Genomic DNA, 23,587 nt, shown 5'->3' on the forward strand with positions numbered 1-23,587 from the left:
ATGGATATATGTGGACGCCTTCGCCTCGATGGGTCACATGACGGCCGTGTCCCGGCGTTCTCCCGATATCTGCCTGCGCCAGCTGATCCGCCTGCGGACCGAAATGGAAGTCGCCTCGGTGCAGATGGCCACCGAGATATTCCCCGATTTCTATCACGGCATCGAATATGGCGTGGTCGCGCGGGTCTGCCTGCCGGACTGGATCCGGGGCGACGTGCTGGAGCGCCCGGAGGTGGCGGAGCGCAGCATCTCGATCCGCAAGATCGCGCTGTCGACCGGTCGTGCGCCCGAAACGACGCGGCGGCGGGTGAACCGGATGTGCGGGCTGGGGATGTTCGCCGTATCGCCGCGCGGCGTCTCGCTGGCGGTGACGCCGGAGAATGAAGCGCTGGCGTTGCGTTATTTCCTGGAGGTGCACGACCGGTTCGTGCGGCTGATCGAGGATGTCTCGGTGACCTGCGATCTGGAGTGGAATGTTACCGCTAGGCGCTCCTTCGGGATCGGCGATGTGCTGGAACGGGCGATCGATTCGCTGCTGCTGTCGGTCGATACCTATCGGATGACCGGGAATACCGGGCTGGCGCATCTGCTGTGGGGGGCGCTGACGATGATCGCGGTGCGCGGGGTTACCTATGATCCGGTGCTCAGCCGTCTTTATGCCGACGCGATCCCGCCGGACGAGCTGCGGGTCGGGATCTCGTTGCGGCGGCTGGCTGCGACATTATCGATCCCCTACGCGACGGCGTGGCGGCAGATGCAGGCGCTGGAAGCCGGCGGGCTGGTGACGCGGATCGATGCGGAGCGCTGGACGGTGCTGACGCGCAACCTGCTGCAGGAGAGCGTGCGCCATGTGAGCGCCGCGCCGAGCGTGCTGGTGTTCAACAAGATCCGCGAACTGGCCATGATGGGCCTGGATCCGGCTCATGCCGCGGCATATTACCGGGTCGGACGGCCCCCGCTGGCGCAGCCCGATCCGGTGTAGGTCATTTCGGCGGGCCGGGGAGATATTGCGCGTCGGTGACCGGCTCCATCCAGGTGACCGGGCTGCCGTTCAGCGCTTCCTGGATCGCGATATGGGTCATCGCCGTGGTGGGGGTGGCGCCGTGCCAGTGGCGATGGCCGGGCGGGCACCAGATCGTGTCCCCCGCGCGAATCTCGGTGATCGGGCCGCCCTCGCACTGGGTCCAGCCGGTGCCGGCGGTGACGATCAGGGTCTGGCCGAGCGGATGGGTATGCCAGTTGGTGCGGGCGCCCGGCTCGAAGGTGACGGTGGCGCCCATCACTCGCGACGGGGCGGGCCGCTCGAACCGGTTGTCCAGCCGCACGCGACCGGTGAAAAACTCGGCCGGGCCGGCGGTGGAGGGCTGCGATCCGTTGCGGATGATCTCCATCGAACTGCTCCGTTGCTGCGCGTCGGCATGCCCCGTCAGGGAAATGCCGATCAGCGCGATTGCCACTCGCTTCACGCGGCGAGCGAGGCGTTGTCGATGACGAAGCGATACTTCACGTCGCTGCGCTGCATGCGGTCATAGGCTTCGTCGATCGCCTGGACCTGGATCATCTCGATCTCCGAGACGATGCCGTTCGCCGCGCAGAAATCGAGCATCTCCTGCGTCTCGGCGATGCCGCCGATCAGCGAACCGGCAATAGCCTTGCGCTTGAAGATCAGCGCCGACACGTCGGGCGAGGGATGCGGATGCTCGGGCACGCCGACCAGGCAGAGCGTGCCGTCGCGCTTGAGCAACGCGGTATAGGCGTCGAGATCGTGGCTGGCGGCGACGGTGTTCAGGATGAAATCGAACGTGCCGGCATGCGCCGCCATCTCGTCCGCATTGCGCGAGACGATCACCTCGTCGGCGCCCAGATCGAGCGCATCCTGACGCTTGCCCTCCGACGTGGTGAAAGCGACGGTATGGGCACCGAGCGCATGGGCGAGCTTCACGCCCATATGGCCGAGACCGCCGATGCCGACGATGCCGACCTTCTTGCCCGGGCCCGCATTCCAGTGGCGCAGCGGCGACCATGTGGTGATGCCCGCGCACAGCAACGGCGCGACCGCAGCGAGCTGTTCCTCGGCATGGGTGATCTTCAACACGAACTTGTCGCTGACGGTGATGCGCTGCGAATAGCCGCCCAGCGTGTGGCCCGGCGCATCCGGCGTGACGCCGTTATAGGTGCCGGTGAAGCCGTTTTCGCAGAATTGCTCCAGCCCTTCTGCGCACGACGCGCAATGCTGGCAGCTGTCGACGAGGCAGCCGACGCCGACCGTGTCGCCGACCTTGAAGTTCGTCACATGCTCGCCGACCGCGCTGACATGGCCGACGATCTCGTGGCCGGGGACGCAGGGATAGATGGTGCCGCCCCATTCGGAGCGGACGGTGTGGAGGTCCGAATGGCAGACGCCGCAATAGGCGATGTCGATCTGGACATCGTGCGGGCCGGGTGCGCGGCGTTCGATGTCGAGGGATTCGAGCGGCTTGTCGGCGGCGTAGGCGCCATAGGCTTTGACGGTCATTTTCAGCTCCCTGGGATAAGATTTTGAATCAGCGGCCGACAGTGGCCATCAGGTTCGGCGGGTAGCGGTCGCCTTCGACCTGTATTTCGGCCGCAGCGGTCTCGATCCGGGTGAGATCGGATTGTGTCAGCTCGATTTCCGCGGCGCCAAGATTTTCCTCGAGCCGGTGCAGCTTGGTGGTGCCTGGAATCGGGACGATCCACGGCTTTTGCGCAAGCAGCCATGCGAGAGCGATCTGCGCGGGCGTGGCCTGCTTCTCCACTGCGATGCGCTTCAGCAGATCGACCAGCGCCTGATTGCGAACCATCGCTTCAGGGGTGAAGCGCGGCAGGATGGCGCGGAAATCGCCTTCGCCCAGCTTGGTATCCGCGCTCATCGCGCCGGTGAGGAAGCCCTTGCCGAGCGGGCTGTACGGCACGAAGCCGATGCCGAGTTCCTCACAGGCTTCGAGGATGCCGTTGGTCTCCGGCCCACGGGTCCAGAGCGAATATTCGTTCTGAAGCGCGGCGACGGGCTGGACGGCATGGGCGCGGCGCAGGGTGGCGGCGCTCGGCTCGGACATGCCGAAATGACGGACCTTGCCCGCGGCGATCAGGTCCGCGACGGCGCCCGCGACATCCTCGACCGGCACGTCGGGATCGACGCGGTGCTGGTAGAACAGGTCGATCACTTCTACGCCCAGCCGCTTGAGCGACGCATCGGCAACCGCGCGGATATTGTCCGGGCGGCTGTTGAGGCCCGCCTGCTTGCCGTCCTCGAAGTTGAAGCCGAACTTCGTGGCGATCGTCACCCGGTCGCGGACCGGGGCGAGCGCCTCGCCGACCATCTCTTCGTTGGTGAAGGGGCCATAGACTTCGGCGGTGTCGAAGAAGGTGACGCCGCGATCGACGGCCTGACGGATCAGCGTCACGCCCTCCGCCTTGCTGACCTTGGTGGCATAGCCGAAATCGAGGCCCATGCAGCCAAGGCCGAGGGCCGAAACCTCAAGGCCGCTGCGCCCGAGCGTGCGTGTCTTCATGACCAATCTCCGTGAAATCGAGGCGGGGGAACCTCGCTGACAGGGAGATAGGAACTGGGCCTGCGCCGGATTAGGCGTTAATCAGTGCATGAAGTCATATCGAGGATTCATATATGCGGCGCGAGGAGCTGGCCGATCTGAGCGTGTTCCTGGCAGTGGCCGAGGCGCGCAGCTTCACCCGCGCGGCGGCGCAGCTGGGCACGTCGCAATCGGCGCTGAGCCATACGATCCGGCGGCTGGAGACGCGCCTGGACGTGCGGCTGCTGAGCCGGACGACGCGGCGGGTGATGCCGACCGAGGCGGGCGAGCGGCTGCTTCAGACCCTGCGCCCGGCGTTCGACGATATCGATGCGGAGCTCTCCGCGCTGACCGAATTGCGCAAGACGCCGGCGGGACGGGTACGGATTACCGCCAGTCCCGATGCGGCCAATCTGGTGCTGTGGCCCGCGCTGGAGCCACTGTTGCTGATGCACCCGGAGATCCAGGTGGAGATCAGCGCGGATTCGTCGCTGACCGATATCGTCGCCGAGCGGTTCGACGCCGGGGTGCGGCTGAGCGAGCAGGTGGCGAAGGACATGATCGCGGTGCGGATCGGGCCGGACCTGTGCATGGCGACGGTGGCTTCGCCCGATTATCTCGCCCGGCGCGGTGTGCCGCAGGCGCCGCAGGATCTGGCCGGGCATGACTGCATCAACCTCCGGCTGAAGACGCTGGGCGGGCTTTACGCCTGGGAATTCGAGCAGGACGGGCGCGAGATACGGGTGCGGGTGGAAGGCCAGCTGATCTTCAACGAGGTCTCGATGATCCTCTCCGCCGCGCGTGCGGGCTATGGGTTGATCCATTTGCCCGACAATATCGTGGCGGCGGATATCGCGGCGGGCAGGCTGGTGCGGGTGCTGCAGCCCTATTGCCCGCCCTTTTCGGGCTATCACCTCTATTATCCCAGCCGCCGCCAGCTTTCCCCGGCCTTCGCGCTGATCATCGAGGCGTTGCGGTATCGCGGCTGAGCCTATTGCGCCGGCTTGGTCCGGTATTTGTCGAACCATGCGAGGATCGCCCCGGCCTTGGCGGCGCTCTGTGACGGCCGTGCGGCGATGCCGCCATGGCTGGCGCCGGGAACCTTCACCAGCGCGGTGGGCACGCGGCGGATCTGGAGCGCGGCATAGAGCTGTTCGCTCTCGCTGACGGGCGTGCGGTAGTCCTCGGCGCCGACCACCACCAGCGTGGGCGTGGTGATGTTGCCGACGACGCTGAGCGGCGAGCGCTTCCAATAACCCATCGGGTCTTCCCAGGGCAGCTTGGTGAACCAGTAGCGCGAGGTGAAGACGGTCATGTCCATGGTCAGCGCCTCGCTGATCCAGTTGATGACCGGCTTCTGCGCCGCCGCGGCCTTGAACCGCTTGGTCTTGCCGACGATCCAGGTGGTCAGCACGCCGCCGCCCGATCCGCCGGTGACGAACAGATTGTCGGGATCGGCCACACCCATCTCGATCGCCTTGTCGACCGAGGCGATCAGATCGTCATAGTCCGGGCCGGGATAATTCTTGTCGATCAGGTTGGCGAAATCCTCGCCATAGGAGGTCGATCCGCGCGGATTGACGTAGAGCACCGCATAGCCCGACGCGGCATAGAGCTGGTTGTCGGTCGAGAACCAGGGGCCGTATGCGGTGTGCGGGCCGCCATGGATTTCGAGGATCAGCGGCACGCGGGTGCCGGGCTTGTAGCCGGGCGGGGTCACCAGCCAGGACTGGATCTCCTTGCCGTCGGGCGCCTTGGTCCGCACCTCCTGCACCTGACCCAGCGTCTTGGCGCCGAGCGTCTCTTCGTTCAGGCGGGTCAGGCGGCGCGATGCGCCTCCCACCGGCAGGACGAAGATATCGGCCGGGCGCAATGTCGAGCCGCCGGTATAGGCCATGGTGCCGTTCTTCGCGATGCTGAAGCTGCCGCCGGCATAGGGGCGGTCGAGCTGTGCCGGGGCGAGGGTCTGGGCCATCGGGATCGCCTTGCCGTCGAGCGGGATGCGGCCGACGCGGACGATGCCGTAATATTCGTAGGACACGATCAGCGACTTGCCGTCGGCGGCCCACACCGCACTGTCGATGCTGACGTCGAGCGAGGCGGTGAGCGACCGCGCGCCGCTGCCGTCACGGTTCATCACGTACAGCTCGGTATTCTCATAGCTGCGGCGGGTGTCGTCGAAGCCGAGATAGGCGATCTTCGTCCCGTCCGGGGAGATGATCGGCGCGCCGTCCGGTCCGTCGCGACTGGTGAGCGGGCGGATGTCGCCGCTGGCGATGTCGAGGGCATAGACTTCGGAATTGAAGCTGCGTTCCCAATCGTCGCCGCGCACCGTGCTGAACAGGATCGACTTGCCATCCGGGGTCCAGGCGAGCGGGCCGGCATCGTGCATGTCGCCGAAGGTGAGTTGGCGCGGGGCGCCGCCATCGGCCGAGACGACGAAGATGTGATCGAAGCCGGGCTTCACATAGCCGCCGCCGTCGTTGCGATAGGTGACCTTGTCGATCACTTCGAGCGGGGCCGCCCATTGCGCACCCTCGGGCTTGGCAAGCGGCTTGCCGAGCTGGAGGCCGGGACCGGCGACGGGGAGGATATAGGCGATGCGGGTGCCGTCCGGGGACCAGGCGATGCTGCCGGGCGTATCGGGCAGGTTGGTAATGCGTGCGGTCGCGCCGCTGTCCATCCAGCGGACAAAGAGCTGCACGCCATTGCCCTCGGCCGAAGAGATATAGGCGAGGCGCTTGCCGTCCGCGGACCAGCGCGGGCTCATATGGCTGCCGGGGCCGGTGACGAGCGGGCTTTGCACGCCGCTACGTACGTCGATCAGCCAGATCGTCGCACGGGCGCGATCGCTCATGATGTCGTTGGAGCGGCGGACATAGGCGATGATCGACCCGTCCGGACTGATCTGCGGATCGGTGGCGACTTCGAGGTCGAACAGATCCTGTCCGGTGAAGATGCGGTTTGGGCCGGGCACCGGCGCAGGCTGGGCGAGCGCCGGAACCGCGACGGCACAAAGGCCAAGGGCAAGCATGTGGCGCAGCATCTTATTCCTCCCGCTCAGGTGGCGGCAGCATGCGGAATTCGGCGGCAGTCGCAAGAGGGGCCTGTTACCGGGTCGGCGTCCCGGCAGCGGTGCAGCGTGTTTGCCACTCATAGGGCAGGGTCGAGGGCATGGGCTGCTGCATCGCCACCTCCATTATCTTGGCTTTCTTTCCCGGAGGGCCGAAGCGGACAAAGAGGCGCACGGGCACGACGATGCCGGGATCGAGCGGACCGTCACAGCTTGCCGGCGCCGGGCCAGCGGGCACCTCACCGACGTGAAGGACGAGCAGATGGCGGGGACGCAGCGTCGCCGGGCCATAGGCATTGCGCTTCCCGTCCATCAGTTCGGGCGGCGCCTGACGCGGATCGTCGAGCGTGACGCCCTGCACATGCACATCGGTCCGGTCGCGATTGAGCAGCGCGACATATATCGTAGGGGGTGGCACCGGCGGGAGCGGTTCCGCGGCCGACCTGTTGTCATTCCTGGCAGCCGATCCGACGGCGGTGGCGCCCGTCTCTGTAACCGCTGGATCTGCGGATTCGGCGGATGCGGGCTCCCATACCGGCGCGGGGATATCGGTCGGGCCGTCGGGCAGCGGCGCCGGCGCGAGATACCAATTCGCGACGAGATCGGGGCGTTCCCAGCACGCCGCGAGTGGCAGCGACAGGGCGAGCGCCAGCGCGACGCGCAACGGTCTGGCGTGCATCACTGGCTCCTCGTGGTGCGGCGCGGATCGAGTGCCTCGATCTGACGGCTGATCCGGGTCAGGTTGGTGTTCAGTGCGGTCGCCTGTTCGCGGGTCGCGGGAGGGTTCTTCTTGAGGTTCTCGACCAGCTCGCGGACGTTGCTCAGCAGCGAGTTGAGTTGCGACTGGGTGATCTGCAGCGGCTGTCCGCCCCCGGGGTCCGTGGTGCCGACATATCGTACCGTGCGGGTGAATTGCTGAAGCGCGGTGGTCTGGTTGAGGATCTCAGTGATCTGGTTGGTGACGTTGGGATCCAGCGTAACGGTTACCGGATCGCCGGAGGTGCCGGGACGCGGCTTTTTGAGCTCTTCCTGCAGCTTTCGCATCTCGTCGATCATTGGCTTCAGCAGCGCCTGGGCATCTTCCACGCCCTTCACGGTGACGCCATCGCGGACGGCCTGGAGGTCTTTCGGGTCGATCCGGACCGTGGCAACTGCCGCAGACGGGGCGACCGTACCGGCGACCCGCTTCCCCGTTTCGTTGCCGACCGCAGCCGCGGCGCCCACACCGCCTGCGGTGACCAGCGTCGTGACCAACAGGCGAACGGGGCTCATGTCCTGAATGCTCTGCGCAATCCCACCGACGCCGCGCAGGATTGCCGGGGGCGGGAGATCGGGTTCGCTCGCGGCGGGCCGGGGAGACGAGGATGACGACGCGTCAACCGACACGGATTCGGGCGGCACATAGAGCGGATAGTAGGTCCGCTCCTTCGCCGGCTCGGCATCATGACGCTCCGGCCCCGAATCGAGCGCGGCGAGCAGATCCTTCGCGGTGAACTCGCCAAGCTGGCGATAGCTTTCGAACTGGGTCTCGTCGAAGAACTGGTCGAGCGTGCTGTGGTGGGGAAAGGTGTTGCCGCTGCGCCGGCTGGACGCGGCATAGTGGATCAGCGCCGGGGGCTCCACGCCGGTGAGCATCGGCTTCACGCAGAAGATCTCGCCATCCTGATCGCCTTCGCCGAGCGCAGAATAGCGGATCTTGCCGACCATCACGCGTTGCCGCTCGCCGATGCCCTTTTGCCCGGGCAGGCCGGTCGGCAGTTCGATCGGGATGCCGAAATCGACGCCGATCTTGCGCACCGCGATGTGGAGCTCGCCATGGCCGAACTCGCCATCGCATCCCGCGTCAATCACCACGATGCGCCGGCAGCGGCGCCGGACCATCTCGTACAGGCCGAGATTGTCGAAATGGCCGCCATCGGAGAGGTAGAGCCAGTCGGCGTCCGCGCTGGTCTGGCTGAAGCCCTCGTTGAGGATCTGGAGCAGGCCGAAGGTCGGTTCCTTGCGTTCGGCCTCCTTGGCGGGATTGGGCAGCCACCAGCCGAGCCGGACGTTGAAGAAGGCCATCACCAGCGCCATCAGCGGCGAACCGTAATAGCCCATATTGGGCGAGACCGCCGCGCCCGAGATCGTCATCGCCCGGCCCAGCATCATGCCGTTGCCGCCGCCATAATGGGCGGTGGGGGCATAGCCGAGGATCGGCGATCCGCAGCGCAGCGGCGTCGCCGTGAAGGACGCGGCACGGCGCTCCTGCCAATCGCGGCGATTATGCGCCCGGCGCGCGAGGTTCAGCGTCATGTTCACGACGTGGAACAGGCGCACCGGCGGCCGCGGCGCATTGGACTCTGCCGGCGCAGGGACCAGCTTCGACATCGGGATGTCGTCGTCGACATCATAGCTGTCGTCGTCGCCATAGGTGGGCCGTGCGGACCGGGCGGAGCCGAGATAGGCGCGGATCAGGCGATTGCCGTACAGCGCGTGCAGCGAGAAGTTGTTCGCACCGGCGCGCAGTGAGACCAGCAGCAGGGTCGCGGCAAGCGCGGCCAGCAGGACCAGCAGCGGCTGCCAGACGTTCGCGTGATCGAGCATGTCGAGATAATCGCTGCTCTGCCAGCGGCCGTTGAGCGTGCCCATCGCCAGGCTGACGATGTAATGGACGATGAGGCTGGCGCCGAGGGCGATGAAGGCCAAAGTGATGGCCGCGAGCACATCGAGCAGCCGCGCGCCGATCCGGTCGGCAAAGCCCGTCACCTGCCGCTTGATCTCGACGCCATGGCGGCTCCAATAGCCGGCCAGTGCGGTGATCAGCGCGATCGAGCCGCCCCCCAGGCTGAGCGCCACCGGCGTGTTCTGCCAGCTGTCGAGCTGGCGCAGCGCAAACAGCGGCAGATAGATGAACGCGCCGAACCAGAGCAGCCAGGCGATCGAGAAGCTGAGCAGCCGGCTCGTCCGGCGCGACCAGCGCTCGCCATAGCGTTCGCTCGGCGGCTGGAAGAAGAAGACGAGGATCGAGCTGGCTGCCCATAGCGCGCCGAGCAATGCCGGAATGCCGAACGCGGCCCAGGCGATCGCGTCCTGCTTATAGGCCGCGGCCGGCGCGTGCAGCGCGGCGATCAGCAGGCGCGGGATGGTTGCCGCGATCAGTACCAGCGGCACCCAGATCAGCAGATTGACCAGCAGATTGCGCACGAAGATCGAGACCACCGTCATCGCATCGGCGGACAGGCCCCAATTGGGCGTGAGATAGTTGCTGAAGCTGCGCAGCCGCCGGACCGGATGGTTGGTTTCGCCCCCATCGATCCGCGCGGCTTCGGTCATCTTCTCCTGCGACCAGTCGCCGCTTGCGCGCCAGCGGGAGAGCCAGCTGCCGATATAGCCGCCGCCCGACACGGTGGAGAGATAATGGAAATCCTCCAGCCGCTCTTTCTTCGCCAGACCCTGAAGGATGCCGAGGCAGAAGGTTGCGCTGCGGATGCCGCCGCCGGAAAGGCACAGGGCGTGCAGCGCGTCCTTGTCGTCCAGTTGCCCGAGCGCTGCCCAGTGATCGGCGTCGTCCTTGCTCTTCAGCGCCTCGATCGAGGGATAGAAAAGCCGGGCTTCCTCGCGCAGCGAATGGATGGGGCTGTCCGCATCGGCATCCGGGCGGGCATTCGTGACCTTGGTTTCTTCCGCCATGCAATGCCTCCCCCCGGTGCAGTGGCGGGATCGTTTCGCAGGCGGGTCACCGCGTCAACGAGGATCGAGTCCGATTCAGTCGATAATGGTGTGAATTTGGCGGCTCAGCCGAACAGCCAGATCGTCGCGGCGGAACTCGCCACCGCCGCCAGCACCGCAACCGCGACATAGCGCCAGCCGCCGATCACGCGGATGCGCTCGATCTCCTTGAGCGGCGGGGCGGGCGGGGCGCCGCCCGGTGTCGGGTAGTGGCGCTCGATGTTGCGGATCAGCTGGGGCAGGCGGGCGAGGGTGCGGACATCCTCGACCAGACGGTCTGCGATCTTGGCCTCGGGCCCCAGCTCGGTGCGGATCCATTCGCGGATGAAGGGCGCGGCGGATTCCCACAAATTGATATCGGGATCGAGTCCGCGTGCGACGCCTTCGACCATCACCATCGTCTTCTGCAGCAGCAGGAGATGCGGTTGGGTCTGCATGTCGAAATCGCGGGTGATGTTGAAAAGCCCGTCGAGCATCGAGCCGACCGACATTTCTTTCACCGGTAACCCGCGCATCGGCTCGCCGACGGCGCGCAGGGCGGTCGCGAACTCGGCGACATTGTGGTGCGGCGGAACATAGCCCGCTTCGAAATGGATCTCGGCGACGCGTTTGTAGTTGCCGGTGATCAGGCCGTAGAGGATCTCGGCCAGCCAGACCCTCGCACGACGATCGATCCGGCCCATGATGCCGAAATCGATTGCGGCGATGCGGCCATCGGGCAGCGCGAACAGGTTCCCCTGATGCATGTCGGCATGGAAGAAGCCATCCGAGATCGCCTGGCGCAGAAAGGCGCGGATCAGCTTTTCGGCCAGATCGTGCATGTCGTGGCCTGCAGCGACCAGCGCCTCGCGGTTCGACAGCTTGATCCCGTCGAGCCATTCGAGCGTCAGCACCTTGCCGGTGGTGCGCTGCCAGTCGATCACCGGGATATAATAGCCCGGCTCGGCAGTCATGTTCTCGGCGAGTTCGGACGCGGAGGCGGCTTCGCGGCGCAGGTCCAGCTCGCGTGCCGTCCAGCGCTTGAACGTCTCGATGACGAGGCGCGGACGCAGGCGCGATGCTTCGCCGCCCATCGCCTCGACCTGGGCTGCGGCCCATTCATAGGTGTCGATCGCCTTGGCGAATTCGTTCTCGATGCCCGGGCGCAGCACCTTGACCGCGACGCGGCGGCCATCGGTGGTGGTGGCGCGGTGGACCTGCGCAATCGAAGCGGCGCCGATCGGGACTTCCTCGATCTCGAGGAACAGTTCCTCGATGGGGCGGCCGAGGCCGGCGCGGATGCGCTCGCGGATCGTGTCGAACGGAACCGGGGGCAGCGCGTCCTGCAAGCGGAGCAGATCGTGCGCAGCTTCCTCGCCGACCAGATCGGGCCGCGTGGCGAGCGTCTGCCCGAGCTTGATCGCGGCGGGGCCGATTTCCTGGAAGGCGTCGGCATAGCGTGCGACTTCGGGCACGCGCGCGCCGAACCGGGCGATGCGGGCGAGACGGCGGACCGGCTTCGGCGTATTCGGATCGCGCTCGATCCCGCGCAGCGCGCCATGGCGTGCGACGATGCGGCCCCATTTGAGCAGGCGCCAGAGATGGACGGCGGGTGCGGTCACGAGTGGCTCAGATCTTCCAGCCGCTATGGATCGCCACCAGCCCGCCGAGCAGCGGTTCGACCCGGGTGCGGACGAAGCCGGCGTCCTGGATCATCTTTTCGAACACCGGCATTTCGGGGAAACGGCGGATCGATTCGATCAGGTAGCGATAGCTGTCCGCATCGTTGGCGAGCAGCTGGCCGAGTTTCGGCACCAAATGGTGCGAATAGGCGTCATAGACCTGCGCGAAGCCGGGCCATTGCGTGGTCGAGAATTCGAGGCAGTAGAAGCGGCCGCCGCGCTTGAGCACGCGATGCGCTTCGCGCAGGGCCGCCGGGATGTCGGTCACGTTCCGGATGCCGAAGGCGATGGTGTAGGCGTCGAAGAACTTGTCGGGGAAGCTGAGCTTCTCCGCATTGGCTTCGGACCAGACCATCTCGTCGAGACCGCGCTGCGCCGCGCGTTCGACGCCGACCGCGAGCATTTCCGGGTTGATGTCCGCGACCGTGATGATCGCGCCCGAAGGCTCCATGCGGAAGGCGATGTCGCCGGTGCCGCCGGCCATGTCGAGGATATGCTCGCCCGCCTGCGGCTTTACCCGGCGGACAAAGCGGTCCTTCCACACGCGATGCAGGCCGCCCGACATGGCGTCGTTCATCAGGTCGTATTTGGAGGCGACGTTCGAGAAGACCTTGCCCACACGGGCGGTCTTTTCCTCGCGGGCGATGTCTTCGTAGCCGAAGGAGACAGTGTCGGACATGGGGTCGCTCTAGCGAGGTGGGCAGGGCGGGGCAAATGCTGTGCTGCAGTTGCGCAATCAGTATGTGCGCCGCGTCGCTCCGTGCTCGAGCAGCAGCGCGTTGGCGACGCGGCCGGCGATGGTGGCGTCGTCCTTTTCAGCGAACTTCCATGAGATCGAATCCACCTGCTCCTCGCCGCCCTTGTCCTCGATCGAAATGCAGCCCGGCTTGGCGCATTTGAAGCGGACTTCCCAGAAGTCGCTGTTGCGCTCGACCGAGCTGGGGCTGACCAGGTCGCGTGGGGTCAGGCTGACTTCGCGGTCGCCGCTTTCCCCGCCTGTCTCCGCCCACCGCCATGCGTTGGCGGTGAGCGAGATGCCGGCCGGGGTCCAGCTCTTGCCCGATACCGTGGCAGGCTTGATCCGTGCGATCAGGATCGCGGCATCGTCCGGCGCTTTGGCGGTATCGTTGCCGGGCGCGGCGGAACAGGCAGCGAGCGTCGCCAGGCCGAGACCGAGCATCGTCTTGCGCATCATCAGGCTCCTCCCTTTGCGCGAGAGTAGCGATTTGCCGCTCGACACGCGCGAAAATTCGCTAGGCATGCGCGCATGCCGGAGCTTCCCGAAGTCGAAACCACCGTCCGTGGACTCGAACCCGTTCTCGACGGGCACACCATAGAGCGCGTGACATTGCGCCGCGCCGATCTGCGCCGTGCGTTCCCCGAGGATCTGGGCCAGCGGCTGACCGGTGCGCGGGTGACAGGGCTGGGGCGGCGCGCGAAATACGGGCTGATCGGGACGGATCGCGGCGACACGATGATCTTCCATCTGGGCATGTCCGGGCGCTGGCGAATCGATCCGGCGGAGATACTGACGCACGATCATCTGCTGCTGGATACTGCGGACCACCGGCTGGCGCTGAACGATCCGCGTCGATTCGGATCGGTCGATCTGGTGCGAACCGACAGGCTGGGCGAATGGCCGGCCTTTGCCGCGCTGGGTCCCGAGCCGCTGGGGCCGGATTTCACCGCCGCGCATCTGGCGAAGGCGTTCGACGGGCGTATCGCGGCGATCAAGCTGCTTCTGCTCGACCAGCGAATCGTGGCGGGTCTCGGCAATATCTATGTGTGCGAGGCGCTGTTCATGGCGGGCATCGCGCCGACAAAGCCCGGCGGACAGGTGAGCAAGGCAACGCTGGCGGTGCTGGTCGATGCGATCCGCGAGGTGCTGGAGGCCGCGATCCGCGCTGGCGGCTCTACCCTGCGCGATTATGCGAGGCCCGATGGCGAGCTGGGTTATTTCGCCAAGGAATGGCGGGTTTACGGGCGCGAAGGCGAGCCTTGCTCGTGCGGCGGGACGGTCGAGCGCCGGGTGGATGGCGGCCGTTCGACCTTCTGGTGCCCGCGGTGCCAGAAATAGCGGGCGCGTTCAGTCCGGCACACACCGCAAAGGGCGTTGACCCGAATCGCCTCAGACGCTAAGGGGCCTGCCTTTCCCGGCGTGGACATGGTTCCGCGCCCTTCTATTTTTGAGCATAGGAACGACACGGCATGGCGAATACGCCGCAAGCGAAGAAGCGTATCCGGCGCAACGAGCGCCGCGCGGAGATCAATGGCGCGCGCGTCAGCCGTATCCGCACCTATGTGAAGAAGGCCGAATCGGCCCTCGAAGCCGGCGACAAGGCCGCTGCGACCGCCGCGATGGCATTCGTGCAGCCGGAACTGGCGCGCGGCGTCGCCAAGGGCGTGCTTCACAAGAACACCGCTTCGCGCAAGTTCTCGCGTCTCAGCAAGCGTCTTCAAGCGCTCGCATAAACGTAACTTTTTCGTAATGAATGCCCTGCCGGACCAAATCCGGCGGGGCTTTTTGCGTTTCGGACTGGCGAAAGCGGAACGAATCGAGGCTCTTCCGCTAAGTCGCGGAATCCCAACGATTCGCGAGAGATAGTAAGCGGTCCCGAGTGACTTTAACCAATTAAAATCTAATAGATTCAGTAATTTGTAAAATAGTTGGACGGATTTCCGCGGGTTCGGGCGAGTCAACCGATCTATTTCAGATTCTTTACACGCGCCGCCCTTGCGCGACTCAGAAAAGCCTCCCTAAAACGATCCTCCCGGTGCGCGTTCGCATCGCGGGTCAGACGAGTTTCGACGCTGTCGCGCCGGGAGTGATTCCGGCCACGGAGAAGTCGTGCTCGAGCGGTGCAGACGCGGAAGGGGCGAGAGTTCCGCGGTCAGGAGGGGTGATTTCTCAGATGGCGGAAGTGCGTGCCTTGGAAGCGAATGACGTGATCGCGGTCGAAAAGGCCTGGACGCATGTGCGTGGCAATCTGCGCCGTTCTGCGGGCCAGCGGCTGTTCGACCAGTGGCTGAAGCCGGTCGTGCTGATCGACGAGAGCACTGCCGAATCGATTCGCCTGGGCCTGCCGTCCTCGTTCATGACCCAGTGGGTCAAGAACAACTATTCCGAGCGCCTGCTTCTCGAATTCAAGGCGGTGCTGCCGCAGGTGCGCAGCGTCACGCTGGAAACGATGGTCGAATCGGCCAAGCGCGTGGTGAAGGCCGAGACGCTGGCCGCGCCCGCCGCGCCGCCGAGCGAGCGCCCGGCGTTCGAGCCGCGCTTCACCTTCGATCGATTCGTGACCGACACGTCGAACCGCGTCGCGTTCAACGCTTCGCTGGCGCTGGCCGGTTCGGGCAACCCGCTGTTCAGCCCGCTCTATCTCCATTCGAGCACCGGGCAGGGCAAGACCCACCTGATGCACGCGATCGGCCATGCGTTCCTCGACGCGAATCCGCACGCGACGGCAATCTATATGCCGGCCGAGCGCTTCATGTTCGAGTTCGTCCAGGCGCTGCGCGCGAAGGATACGCACAGCTTCAAGGCACGGCTGCGCTCGGTCGATCTGCTGATGATCGACGATCTGCAGTTCATCGGCGGCAAGGACGCGACCCAGGAAGAATTCTTCCACACGGTCAACGAGTTCATGGGCGGCGGCAAGCGGCTGGTGATCGCAGCGGACCGCGCGCCCCAGGCGCTGGAAGGCTTCGAGGCGCGGCTGGTCAGCCGTCTCGGCGCGGGTCTGGTCGCGGACATCAAGCCGCCCGAACTCGATCTTCGCCGTGCGATCGTGCAGCGCAAGCTGGACGAGATGCCGCAGGTCGCGATGCCCGAGGAAGTGGTCGAGTTGCTTTCCGCGCGGATCACCAGCAACGTTCGTGAGCTGGAAGGCGCGCTGAACCGTCTGGTCGCCTATGCGCAGCTGAACGACGAAGCGATCACCATCGACTTCGCCACCCAGACGCTGGGCGAAGTGCTGCGCGCGACGCAGCGCCGGATCACGATCGACGAGATCCAGCGCGCGGTATCGTCGCACTTCGAGGTCAAGCAGATCGACCTGATTTCGGAACGCCGCGCCGTTGCGATCGCGCGCCCGCGCCAGATTGCGATGTATCTGGCCAAGCGGCTGACGACTCGCTCGCTCCCCGAGATCGGGCGCAAGTTCGGCAACCGCGACCATTCGACGGTGATCCACGCCGTGCGCCGGATCGAGGATCTGCGCGGCAAGGACGTCGAGATCGACAGCGCCGTGCGCACGCTGATGCGGCAGCTGGAAAACGCCTGAACCTATCCCGCCCGCAAGGGCTGGGGGCGGGGTGGAGGAGACGAGAGCGGGGCAACGCTATTGGTCACGCCTCCACCCCGGACCTGTCGAAAGTTGATACCCTCTACCGCCTTCGGCAGCCGTCCTCCCCTCCGGGGGAGAATTTGCAAGTTCAGCGCGGATTGTAGAGCGAGCCGCAGGGGCGCGTGTAGAAGCGAAGATGCGTCGCGCGATCTCCCGCGAAGATCAGCTGCAGGCACCCCCAGTCCATTGTCAGGAACTCGTCGTTCGCGGTTCCCCAGAACGGGCGTTCCTCGCGGCCGAGCGGGCGCAGCGCGTCCATCACCATCGCGCGCGGGCGGTCGAACACCGGAATCGAGGTCGTGCCGTTGAACGGCGCGCGGACCTCGATGAAGCGGAGATAGGTGTAGAAGTAGAGATTATGATCGCGATAGAATGAGCCGCCGCCATAGTTGAACAGGTCGCCTTCGGGCGTGCCGCCGGTGAAGCAGGGCAGTTTCTTCTTCACCTTGGCAAGCGGCGTGGCGGGACCGAGGCCGTTGACCGTCCCCTTCAGCACATCGACAGTGAGCGGGCGGCACTTTTTCGCGGGCGAGGCCGGGGGCGTGATCTGCGCATGGGCAATCCCCGTGCCCCACAGACAGGCTGCGGCCAACAGGGCCGCGCCTGCGGCACCCTTGCGAGAAATGACGGCCATCACCTTGCACCCCCTTGCGGATCATCCTGCCGTGAGGGATCGCATGGCCGCATCGCGATGCCGTCCCCCATTTGGGGGAAGCATCGCGATTTCGGTGCTTATTTTACCCCCAGCGTCTGGAACATGAAGGCGGTCCATTCGGCTTCCTGACGGTACCGCTCGAACCGGCCCGACTTGCCGCCATGGCCGGCCTCCATATTGACGCGGAAGACCAGCGGGTTGCTGTCGGTCTTCTTCGCGCGCAGGCGGGCGACCCATTTGGCCGGCTCGTAATATTGCACCTGGCTGTCCCACAGGCCGGTGCCGACGAACATCGCCGGATAATTCTGCGCCGCGACGTTATCGTAGGGCGAGTAGCTCAGCATATAGTCGTAATATTTCTTGTCGGCCGGGTTGCCCCATTCGTCATATTCGTTGGTGGTGAGCGGTATCGACGCGTCGAGCATGGTGGTGACCACGTCGACGAACGGCACCTGTGCGATGATCAGGCCATAATCCTCGGGCGCCATATTGGCGACCGCGCCCATCAGCAGCCCGCCTGCGCTGCCGCCCATCGCAGCGACGCGGCCCTTCTTCGAGTAGCCATTGGCGACCAGCCAGCGGGTGACGTCGATGAAATCGGTGAAGCTGTTCTTCTTGTTGAGCAGATGGCCGTCGTCATACCAGGCGCGGCCCATTTCCTGCCCGCCGCGGATATGGGCGATGGCGATCACCATGCCGCGATCGAGCAGCGAGGGGTTGGATGCCGAGAAGCCGGGATCGGACGAAGCGCCATAGCTGCCATAGGCTTCCTGATAGAGGGCGGCGGTGCCGTCCTTCTTGAACCCCTTGGCATAGACCAGGCTGACCGGGATCTTCGTCCCGTCGCGCGCGGTCGCCCAGACGCGTTCGGTGACGTATTTGGACGGGTCGTAACCCGGCACCGGCTGGACCTTCAGCGTGCGGCGTTCGCCGGTCTGGACGTTGGTCTCGTAGGTGGTGGTGGGCGTGACCAGCGAGTCATAGGTGTAGCGCACCCATTGGGTGTCCACTTCGGTGTTGCCGCTCAGGCCCATCGTATAGGCGGGTTCGTCGGCATCGATGAAGCTCGACTTTCCGGCATCGGTCAGGATGCGCACGCGCTTGTTGCCGCCCGAACGCTCCTCGATCGCGATGAAGCCGTTAAAGGGCGTGAAATCCTCGATGAACACCGCGTCGCTGACCGGAACGAGATCCTTCCACATCCCGCGGCCATGGGCGGCATGCGCGTCCTCGACGGCCATCAGCTTGTAGTTCTTCGCGTTCCAGTTGGTCAGGATCACCCAGCGATTGCCGACATGATCGGCGGCATATTCGAAGTCGCGCTGGCGCGGCGCGATCGAGGTGAAGGTGTCCGGCTTCGCGGCCGGCGCGCATTTCTGCTCCTTGCTGACCGTCGATTGCATGAAGATGCAGATGAACTTGTCGTCGCTGGTGCGGCCGATGCCGATGTAGAAGCTGTCGTCCTTCTCCTCATACACCGTCTTGTCGGCACTGGCGGGGGTGCCGATCACATGCACCTTGATCCGCTTCGACAGCAGCGTGACCGGATCCTTGTCGACATAGAATATCATCTTGCCGTCGTCGGACCAGGTCGGCGTGCCCTCCATATTGGTGACGGTGTCCGCGAGCAGCGCGCCGGTCTGCAGATCCTTCACCTTCAGCGTATTCTGTCGGCGTCCGGTCAGGTCCTCGGCCCAGGCGAGATAGCGTCCGTCCTTCGATACCGACCAGCCACGGACCTGATAGAAGCTCTTGCCCTTGGCGAGTTCGGGCTGGTTCAGCAGGATCTCCTCGGGCGCATCCATCGTTCCCTTGCGGCGGGCAAGGATCGGATAATCGGCGCCGGTGTCGAAGCGGGTATAGTAATAATAGCCGCGGCGGCGGACGGGAACGCTGCTGTCGTCCTGTTTGATGTGGCTGACGATCTCGTCATAAATGGTGCCGGCCAGCGCCTTGGTTGGGGCCAGCACCAGATCGGCATAGGCGTTCTCGGCATTGAGATAGGCCAGCATGTCGGGATTTTTCCGCGTATCGTCGCGGAGCCAGTAATATTCGTCCTGGCGGGTCGCGCCGTGCGGCGCCTTGACCTCATGCGCCTTCTTCGCGGCGACGGGAGGTGCCGTCTGGGCGATTGCCGCGGGCGCGATCAGCGCCGTGAAGAGTGCGGCGCAAAGCAGCTTTTTCATGGAAGAACCCCGTTTGGTGCGATTCGTGCGCCAAGTCTGGCACGGCACGACCGCCGGGGCGAGAGGGACCGGGTGCCCGAAGGCACCCGGTCCTGTCACATCAGAAGCGAACGCCGAGGCCGGCGACGATCTCGGTATGCGTGCGCGCAAAGCCGGTGGGCGAGCTGAACACGGTATAGTCGCCGAGATCCTGGTAGCGCATCTCGATGCGGCCGAAGACGTTCTTGCGCTGGATTTCCGCGCCCATGCTGACGCGGAAGCCGCCCTTGTCCTCGGTTTCCTCGATGGTGGTGGCACCGCTGGTGTAGGTCGAAGTCAGCTGCGAGCTGACATAGCCGCCGCCGACATAGAGCAGGGTGCGGCCGACCGGCATGCCGACGCGGATGCCGGCATAAAGATCGCGGCCCGCTTCCGAACGGAAGCGATCGCCCGGGACCAGCAGGCCGTCGACCTTGTACGACGCCTGCGAGCTGGTGATCTCGCCCTGGATGCCGAGCACGACCTTGCCGACCTGGTGATCGTAACCGATCGCGCCGCCATACATCAGGCCGCGGGTGGTGTCGGCGGCGTTGTTCTCCTGGATGGTCAGCACGTCGATGCCGACGAGCGCGACGGCGGAGACGCCGTTGAATTCCGAACCCTCGGGCGCGGTACCTTCATCCTGCGCGAACGCAGGCGTGGCGGCGAGAAGCGTGGCGGCAGTTGCAACGAAAAACTTGTTCATTTGAGTCCCTCCCCATGGAAAAGCGCGCGGGAATTAGCCGCGCGCCGATCCATTGGCGAGTGGAATTACTGTGCAGTTTCGGTGCAGCGGATATTTGTTCTTTAAGTGACCGAATTATCACACCTGCGCAGATGTGAATTATTGCATTGTTGTTACAGCACGTAGCGGCTGAGATCGGTATTCCGCGCGATGCTGGCGAGCTGGCTGTCGACATAGGCGGCGTCGACCACAAGATTCGATCCGGCGCGATCCTCGGCATCGAAGCTGACTTCCTCGAGCAGCTTTTCCATCACGGTCTGCAGGCGCCGGGCACCGATATTCTCGACCTCGGCATTCACTTCCGCGGCGATCTTCGCCACCGCACGGATGCCATCCTCGGTGAATTCGATCCCGACGCCTTCAGTGCCGATCAGCGCGACATATTGCTGGGTCAGGCTGGCCTTGGTGTCGGAGAGGATCGCGACGAAATCCTCCTCGGTCAGCGCCTTCAGTTCGACGCGGATCGGGAGGCGGCCCTGAAGTTCGGGCAGCAGGTCCGATGGCTTGGCGACGTGGAACGCACCGCTGGCGATGAAGAGGATGTGATCGGTCTTCATCGGGCCGTACTTGGTGGCGACCGTGGTGCCTTCGATCAGCGGGAGCAGGTCGCGCTGAACGCCTTCGCGCGAGACGGAGCCGCCGCGCACGTCGCTGACCGCGATCTTGTCGATCTCGTCGAGGAAGACGATGCCATTGGCCTCGGCGTCGGCGAGCGCGACGCGGCTGACCTCGTCCTGATCGAGCCGCTTGTCGGCTTCCTCCTCGACCAGCTTCTCCCATGCGCTGCGCACGTTCAATTTGCGGCGCTTCAGCGGGGTGCCGGTGAGGCCCTTCATCATCTCGCCCAGATTGATCATCTGCGCGCCGCCGGGGACGTCGAACGGCATCTGCGGGGCCTGTTCGATCTCGATCTCGATCTCGGTATTGTCGAGCGAGCCATCGTGGAAGCGCTGCTTGAACGCTTCGCGGGTGGCGGTGCTGCTATCCTTGCCGGTCAGCGCGTCGAGCAGGCGGCCCATCGCGGCTTCCTCGGCCTTGTCCTTCACCGCCGAGCGGCGGCGTTCCTTCTCCAGCCGGATCGCTTCCTCGACCAGATCGCGGGCGATCTGCTCGACGTCGCGGCCGACATAGCCGACTTCGGTGAACTTGGTGGCTTCCACCTTCACGAAAGGCGCGTCGGCGAGCTTGGCCAGACGGCGGCTGATCTCGGTCTTGCCGCAGCCGGTGGGCCCGATCATCAAGATGTTCTTCGGCGTCACCTCGTCGCGCAGATCGGCCGAAAGCTGCTGGCGGCGCCAGCGGTTGCGGAGCGCTACGGCGACGGCCTTCTTGGCGTCCTTCTGTCCGATGATGTGGGCGTCGAGTGCAGCGACGATGGTCTTGGGGGTAAGTTTTTCGTTCATTGGAGCTTCGATATTTCCCGCTCTGGATGCGTGCCCGGACGAACGCCGGGCCTCAGGATACGGGCGATATCGGGAGCGGCCCCCCGGGGATCAAGTGCAGCGGAACCGGTCGAACACGCGCCGGTGCTTGGTGAGGATGTCGAGCGTCTGCTGGGGCACGATGTTCGGATTGGTATCGTTGAAGCCCGCAGTGCCACCCAGGATGATCGCATCGCTGCGCGAGAACATATAGGTCACGTCGGGCGCGTGGATCGCGTAGGTCACTTCGGGCTGCGGCTGGAGCATCACCAGCTGGCCGCGCACCGGGATCAGTTCCTTGTCACCGAACAGTTCGGCGGCACCGAGGCCGGTGCAGTTGAACACCAACGTCTCGCTGAGGTTGCGCAGTTGATCGGCGGCCTCGATCTTGCCGACCACGAACTTCGCGCCGCCGAGCAGCAGATCGCGGACCATCGCGCGAAGGAAGATCGGCGTCTCGACGATCGGACAATCCCAGCTGCGGACATGGGCGAAGGGGAAGGGGTGTTCGCTCTGGCGCAGCGCGCGGTTGCGCGGGAGCATGTCGTAAATGATCTTGTCGACATCCTCGGTCACGATCGGATCGCCGGACATTTCGTGATTGCGCATCCAGCGCACGCCGTAATCGGCGCCGATCATCGTCTGGAAGCGCTCGTACGAATAGCGGCAGGCCTCGCGAAGCTGTCCGCGAAAGGCGAAATCTACCTTTTCGGGATCATAGGCGAAGGCCGGGTGCCATTCGCCGCCGGCGATGTTCGACGTGGTGTTGGGCGGCAGCGCCGCGGCATAGAGGGTGACCGGGAAGCCTGCCTCCTGCACCAGCTTCGCGGTGGTGAGGCCCAGCGCGCCGGCGCCGATCACCGCGACCGGCCCGCGATGGCCGGGCAGGCCGAGATCGACCGCGAGCTTCGACGAACCCCAGCTCAGTGTGATCCCGCCGCCACCATGCCCGTAATTATGGACCAGCCGCTTGGGCGCCAGACGTTCGTCGTCGCGCCGCACGACAAAGCCCGAGGGGCGATAGGGCCGGAAGCCGACCGCCTGGCGGATGATCCGCGCAGGATCGACGATCACCGGCGGCAATGGCGAGCAGCCCTTGCGGCCCATGCCACGCGAATGGGCGCAGCCGGGCAGGGCGAGTGCGCCCAAGCCGGCGACAAGCGTGCGGCGTGAAAGATGCAGGTTCGGCGATCCGGTCATGATGTCTTCCCCCAAAGACAGGTCATGACTGGAGGATCACAGAAGCCGGGCGGAGAGGCGAGTCGTTACGAGTCCGAATCGGTTTGTTTCGGGCTCAGTTCGCCGAGTCCAGCGTCTCCACGGTGAGGCGGTCGTTGGTATAGACGCACAGTTCGCCGGCGATCTTCATTGCCGAGCGGGCAATCTTCTCGGCATCGCTCTCGTAATCGACCAGCGCGCGGGCGGCGGCGAGGGCAAAGTTACCGCCGGATCCGATCGCGGCGACGCCGCCTTCGGGCTCGAGCACGTCGCCGTTTCCGGTGACCACCAAAGTCACATCCTTGTCGGCGACGATCAGCATCGCTTCGAGGTTGCGGAGATATTTGTCGGTCCGCCAGTCCTTCGCCAGTTCGACTGCGGCGCGCAGCAGCTGGCCGCCGGAGCGCTCCAGCTTGGCCTCGAGCCGCTCGAACAAGGTGAAGGCGTCCGCGGTGGCGCCGGCGAAACCGGCGATCACCGATCCGTCGCCAAGCGGACGGACCTTGCGGGCATTGGGCTTCATCACGGTGTTGCCGGCCGAAACCTGGCCGTCACCTGCGATCACTACCTTGCCGGATTTGCGCACGGAGAGAATGGTCGTGCCGTGCCACGCGTTGCTGTTTCCGCTCATGCCGCGGATATGGGTAGGCCGTTTCGATCCTGCAATCGTGCCATGCGGCGGACCGGATCGGGGCCGAGGAACCAGCCCGCGAACACGCGGCGCGGGCCGCCCGCGGTGATCGGCAGGACCCGGTGGCGCAGTCCCTTGGCGACGGTGAAGATCAGGGTCGAGCCGGGGCCGGTGTGGCGATGCCGCGCGAGCATCGTGCCGGTGGGGACATGCTCCAGCTCGAACTCGCCGCCCTCGAACGGATCGTCGGACAGGTTGACGATGATCGCGAGACGGCGGTGCGGATTGCCGAGATCGTTGTGCCAGCCGATCGTGTCGCCGCCGCCCACGCGGGTCTGGGCGACCGGGCCTTCGGCGCCGACCAGCGGGCC

The 23,587-nt window shown here is 65.4% G+C and carries 21 protein-coding genes; 5 read left to right on the top strand and 16 right to left on the bottom strand.

The features are described 5' to 3' along the window. The first annotated feature begins 37 nt into the window (after positions 1 to 37). Complete coding sequence (locus tag P1X14_RS09450) at positions 38 to 982, top strand: hypothetical protein (protein ID WP_277315095.1); 945 nt, start codon at positions 38 to 40, stop codon at positions 980 to 982. Position 983: 1 nt separating this feature from the next. On the opposite strand, the gene P1X14_RS09455 is transcribed toward P1X14_RS09450, so the two are convergent. The 3 genes from P1X14_RS09455 to P1X14_RS09465 are packed head-to-tail and all read right to left on the bottom strand — an operon-like array spanning position 984 to position 3,533. After that, positions 984 to 1,466, bottom strand: coding sequence for a cupin domain-containing protein (locus P1X14_RS09455; protein WP_346770449.1), 483 nt, complete (start codon positions 1,464 to 1,466; stop codon positions 984 to 986). Further along, on the bottom strand, positions 1,463 to 2,515 hold the full coding sequence (locus P1X14_RS09460; RefSeq protein WP_277315096.1) for an NAD(P)-dependent alcohol dehydrogenase: 1,053 nt from the start codon (positions 2,513 to 2,515) through the stop codon (positions 1,463 to 1,465). Before P1X14_RS09460 ends, P1X14_RS09455 begins: the two co-directional genes overlap by 4 nt. A 28-nt stretch (positions 2,516 to 2,543) precedes the next feature. Continuing rightward, positions 2,544 to 3,533 (bottom strand): aldo/keto reductase, encoded by a 990-nt coding sequence (locus P1X14_RS09465; protein ID WP_277315097.1) that lies wholly within the window; start codon positions 3,531 to 3,533, stop codon positions 2,544 to 2,546. A gap of 113 nt (positions 3,534 to 3,646) precedes the next feature. Between P1X14_RS09465 and P1X14_RS09470 the strand changes: the two genes are divergently transcribed. Then, positions 3,647 to 4,540, top strand: coding sequence for a LysR family transcriptional regulator (locus P1X14_RS09470; RefSeq protein ID WP_277315098.1), 894 nt, complete (start codon positions 3,647 to 3,649; stop codon positions 4,538 to 4,540). Positions 4,541 to 4,542: 2 nt separating this feature from the next. On the opposite strand, the gene P1X14_RS09475 is transcribed toward P1X14_RS09470, so the two are convergent. From P1X14_RS09475 to P1X14_RS09500, 6 genes are all read right to left on the bottom strand, one after another. Then, positions 4,543 to 6,597 carry a S9 family peptidase gene (locus P1X14_RS09475; protein WP_277315099.1) on the bottom strand — a complete coding sequence of 685 codons (2,055 nt, stop codon included), beginning with the start codon at positions 6,595 to 6,597 and terminating at the stop codon, positions 4,543 to 4,545. 64 nt (positions 6,598 to 6,661) lie between these two features. Next, positions 6,662 to 7,303, bottom strand: a complete 642-nt coding sequence (locus tag P1X14_RS09480) for a hypothetical protein (protein ID WP_277315101.1) — start codon at positions 7,301 to 7,303, stop codon at positions 6,662 to 6,664. After that, positions 7,303 to 10,296 carry a patatin-like phospholipase family protein gene (locus P1X14_RS09485; RefSeq protein ID WP_277315103.1) on the bottom strand — a complete coding sequence of 998 codons (2,994 nt, stop codon included), beginning with the start codon at positions 10,294 to 10,296 and terminating at the stop codon, positions 7,303 to 7,305. The genes P1X14_RS09480 and P1X14_RS09485 overlap by 1 nt, the downstream gene beginning before the upstream one ends. Positions 10,297 to 10,400: 104 nt before the next feature. Beyond that, positions 10,401 to 11,936 carry a 2-polyprenylphenol 6-hydroxylase gene (ubiB, locus tag P1X14_RS09490; protein ID WP_277315104.1) on the bottom strand — a complete coding sequence of 512 codons (1,536 nt, stop codon included), beginning with the start codon at positions 11,934 to 11,936 and terminating at the stop codon, positions 10,401 to 10,403. 7 nt (positions 11,937 to 11,943) lie between these two features. Next, positions 11,944 to 12,675: a class I SAM-dependent methyltransferase gene (locus P1X14_RS09495; protein ID WP_277315105.1), complete on the bottom strand. Its 732-nt coding sequence runs from the start codon at positions 12,673 to 12,675 to the stop codon at positions 11,944 to 11,946. A 57-nt stretch (positions 12,676 to 12,732) separates the two neighbouring features. Continuing rightward, positions 12,733 to 13,191 (bottom strand): hypothetical protein, encoded by a 459-nt coding sequence (locus tag P1X14_RS09500; RefSeq protein ID WP_277315107.1) that lies wholly within the window; start codon positions 13,189 to 13,191, stop codon positions 12,733 to 12,735. 72 nt (positions 13,192 to 13,263) lie between these two features. On the opposite strand from P1X14_RS09500, the gene mutM reads away from it, so the two are divergent. From mutM to dnaA, 3 genes are all read left to right on the top strand, one after another. Further along, positions 13,264 to 14,073 (top strand): bifunctional DNA-formamidopyrimidine glycosylase/DNA-(apurinic or apyrimidinic site) lyase, encoded by an 810-nt coding sequence (mutM, locus tag P1X14_RS09505; protein WP_277315108.1) that lies wholly within the window; start codon positions 13,264 to 13,266, stop codon positions 14,071 to 14,073. A gap of 131 nt (positions 14,074 to 14,204) precedes the next feature. After that, positions 14,205 to 14,468, top strand: coding sequence for a 30S ribosomal protein S20 (rpsT, locus tag P1X14_RS09510; RefSeq protein WP_169555620.1), 264 nt, complete (start codon positions 14,205 to 14,207; stop codon positions 14,466 to 14,468). A gap of 440 nt (positions 14,469 to 14,908) precedes the next feature. After that, entirely contained in the window at positions 14,909 to 16,279 is a 1,371-nt protein-coding gene (gene dnaA / locus P1X14_RS09515) for a chromosomal replication initiator protein DnaA (RefSeq protein ID WP_277315110.1), read from the top strand. A gap of 151 nt (positions 16,280 to 16,430) precedes the next feature. Here the strand turns inward: dnaA and P1X14_RS09520 are convergent, their stop codons facing one another. The 7 genes from P1X14_RS09520 to P1X14_RS09550 all read right to left on the bottom strand — a co-directional run. Continuing rightward, a complete protein-coding gene (locus P1X14_RS09520) occupies positions 16,431 to 16,976 on the bottom strand; it encodes a hypothetical protein (protein ID WP_277315111.1) in 546 nt (181 codons plus the stop codon). Between the two features lie 98 nt (positions 16,977 to 17,074). Then, positions 17,075 to 19,183 (bottom strand): S9 family peptidase, encoded by a 2,109-nt coding sequence (locus tag P1X14_RS09525; protein ID WP_277315112.1) that lies wholly within the window; start codon positions 19,181 to 19,183, stop codon positions 17,075 to 17,077. A 100-nt stretch (positions 19,184 to 19,283) separates the two neighbouring features. Continuing rightward, positions 19,284 to 19,907, bottom strand: a complete 624-nt coding sequence (locus tag P1X14_RS09530) for an outer membrane beta-barrel protein (RefSeq protein ID WP_277315113.1) — start codon at positions 19,905 to 19,907, stop codon at positions 19,284 to 19,286. A gap of 152 nt (positions 19,908 to 20,059) precedes the next feature. Next, complete coding sequence (hslU, locus tag P1X14_RS09535; RefSeq protein WP_277315114.1) at positions 20,060 to 21,349, bottom strand: ATP-dependent protease ATPase subunit HslU; 1,290 nt, start codon at positions 21,347 to 21,349, stop codon at positions 20,060 to 20,062. Between the two features lie 90 nt (positions 21,350 to 21,439). Next, positions 21,440 to 22,567, bottom strand: a complete 1,128-nt coding sequence (locus tag P1X14_RS09540; protein WP_277315115.1) for an FAD-dependent oxidoreductase — start codon at positions 22,565 to 22,567, stop codon at positions 21,440 to 21,442. Between the two features lie 94 nt (positions 22,568 to 22,661). Then, positions 22,662 to 23,216 (bottom strand): ATP-dependent protease subunit HslV, encoded by a 555-nt coding sequence (gene hslV / locus P1X14_RS09545; RefSeq protein ID WP_277315116.1) that lies wholly within the window; start codon positions 23,214 to 23,216, stop codon positions 22,662 to 22,664. After that, positions 23,213 to 23,587 (bottom strand): 2OG-Fe(II) oxygenase (locus P1X14_RS09550; protein ID WP_277315117.1); only part of this gene is annotated, 375 nt, incomplete at its 5' end. The genes hslV and P1X14_RS09550, both read right to left, overlap by 4 nt.

Origin of the sequence: Sphingomonas sp. AOB5 (assembly GCF_029433115.1) — a bacterium.
GTDB lineage: Bacteria > Pseudomonadota > Alphaproteobacteria > Sphingomonadales > Sphingomonadaceae > Sphingomonas.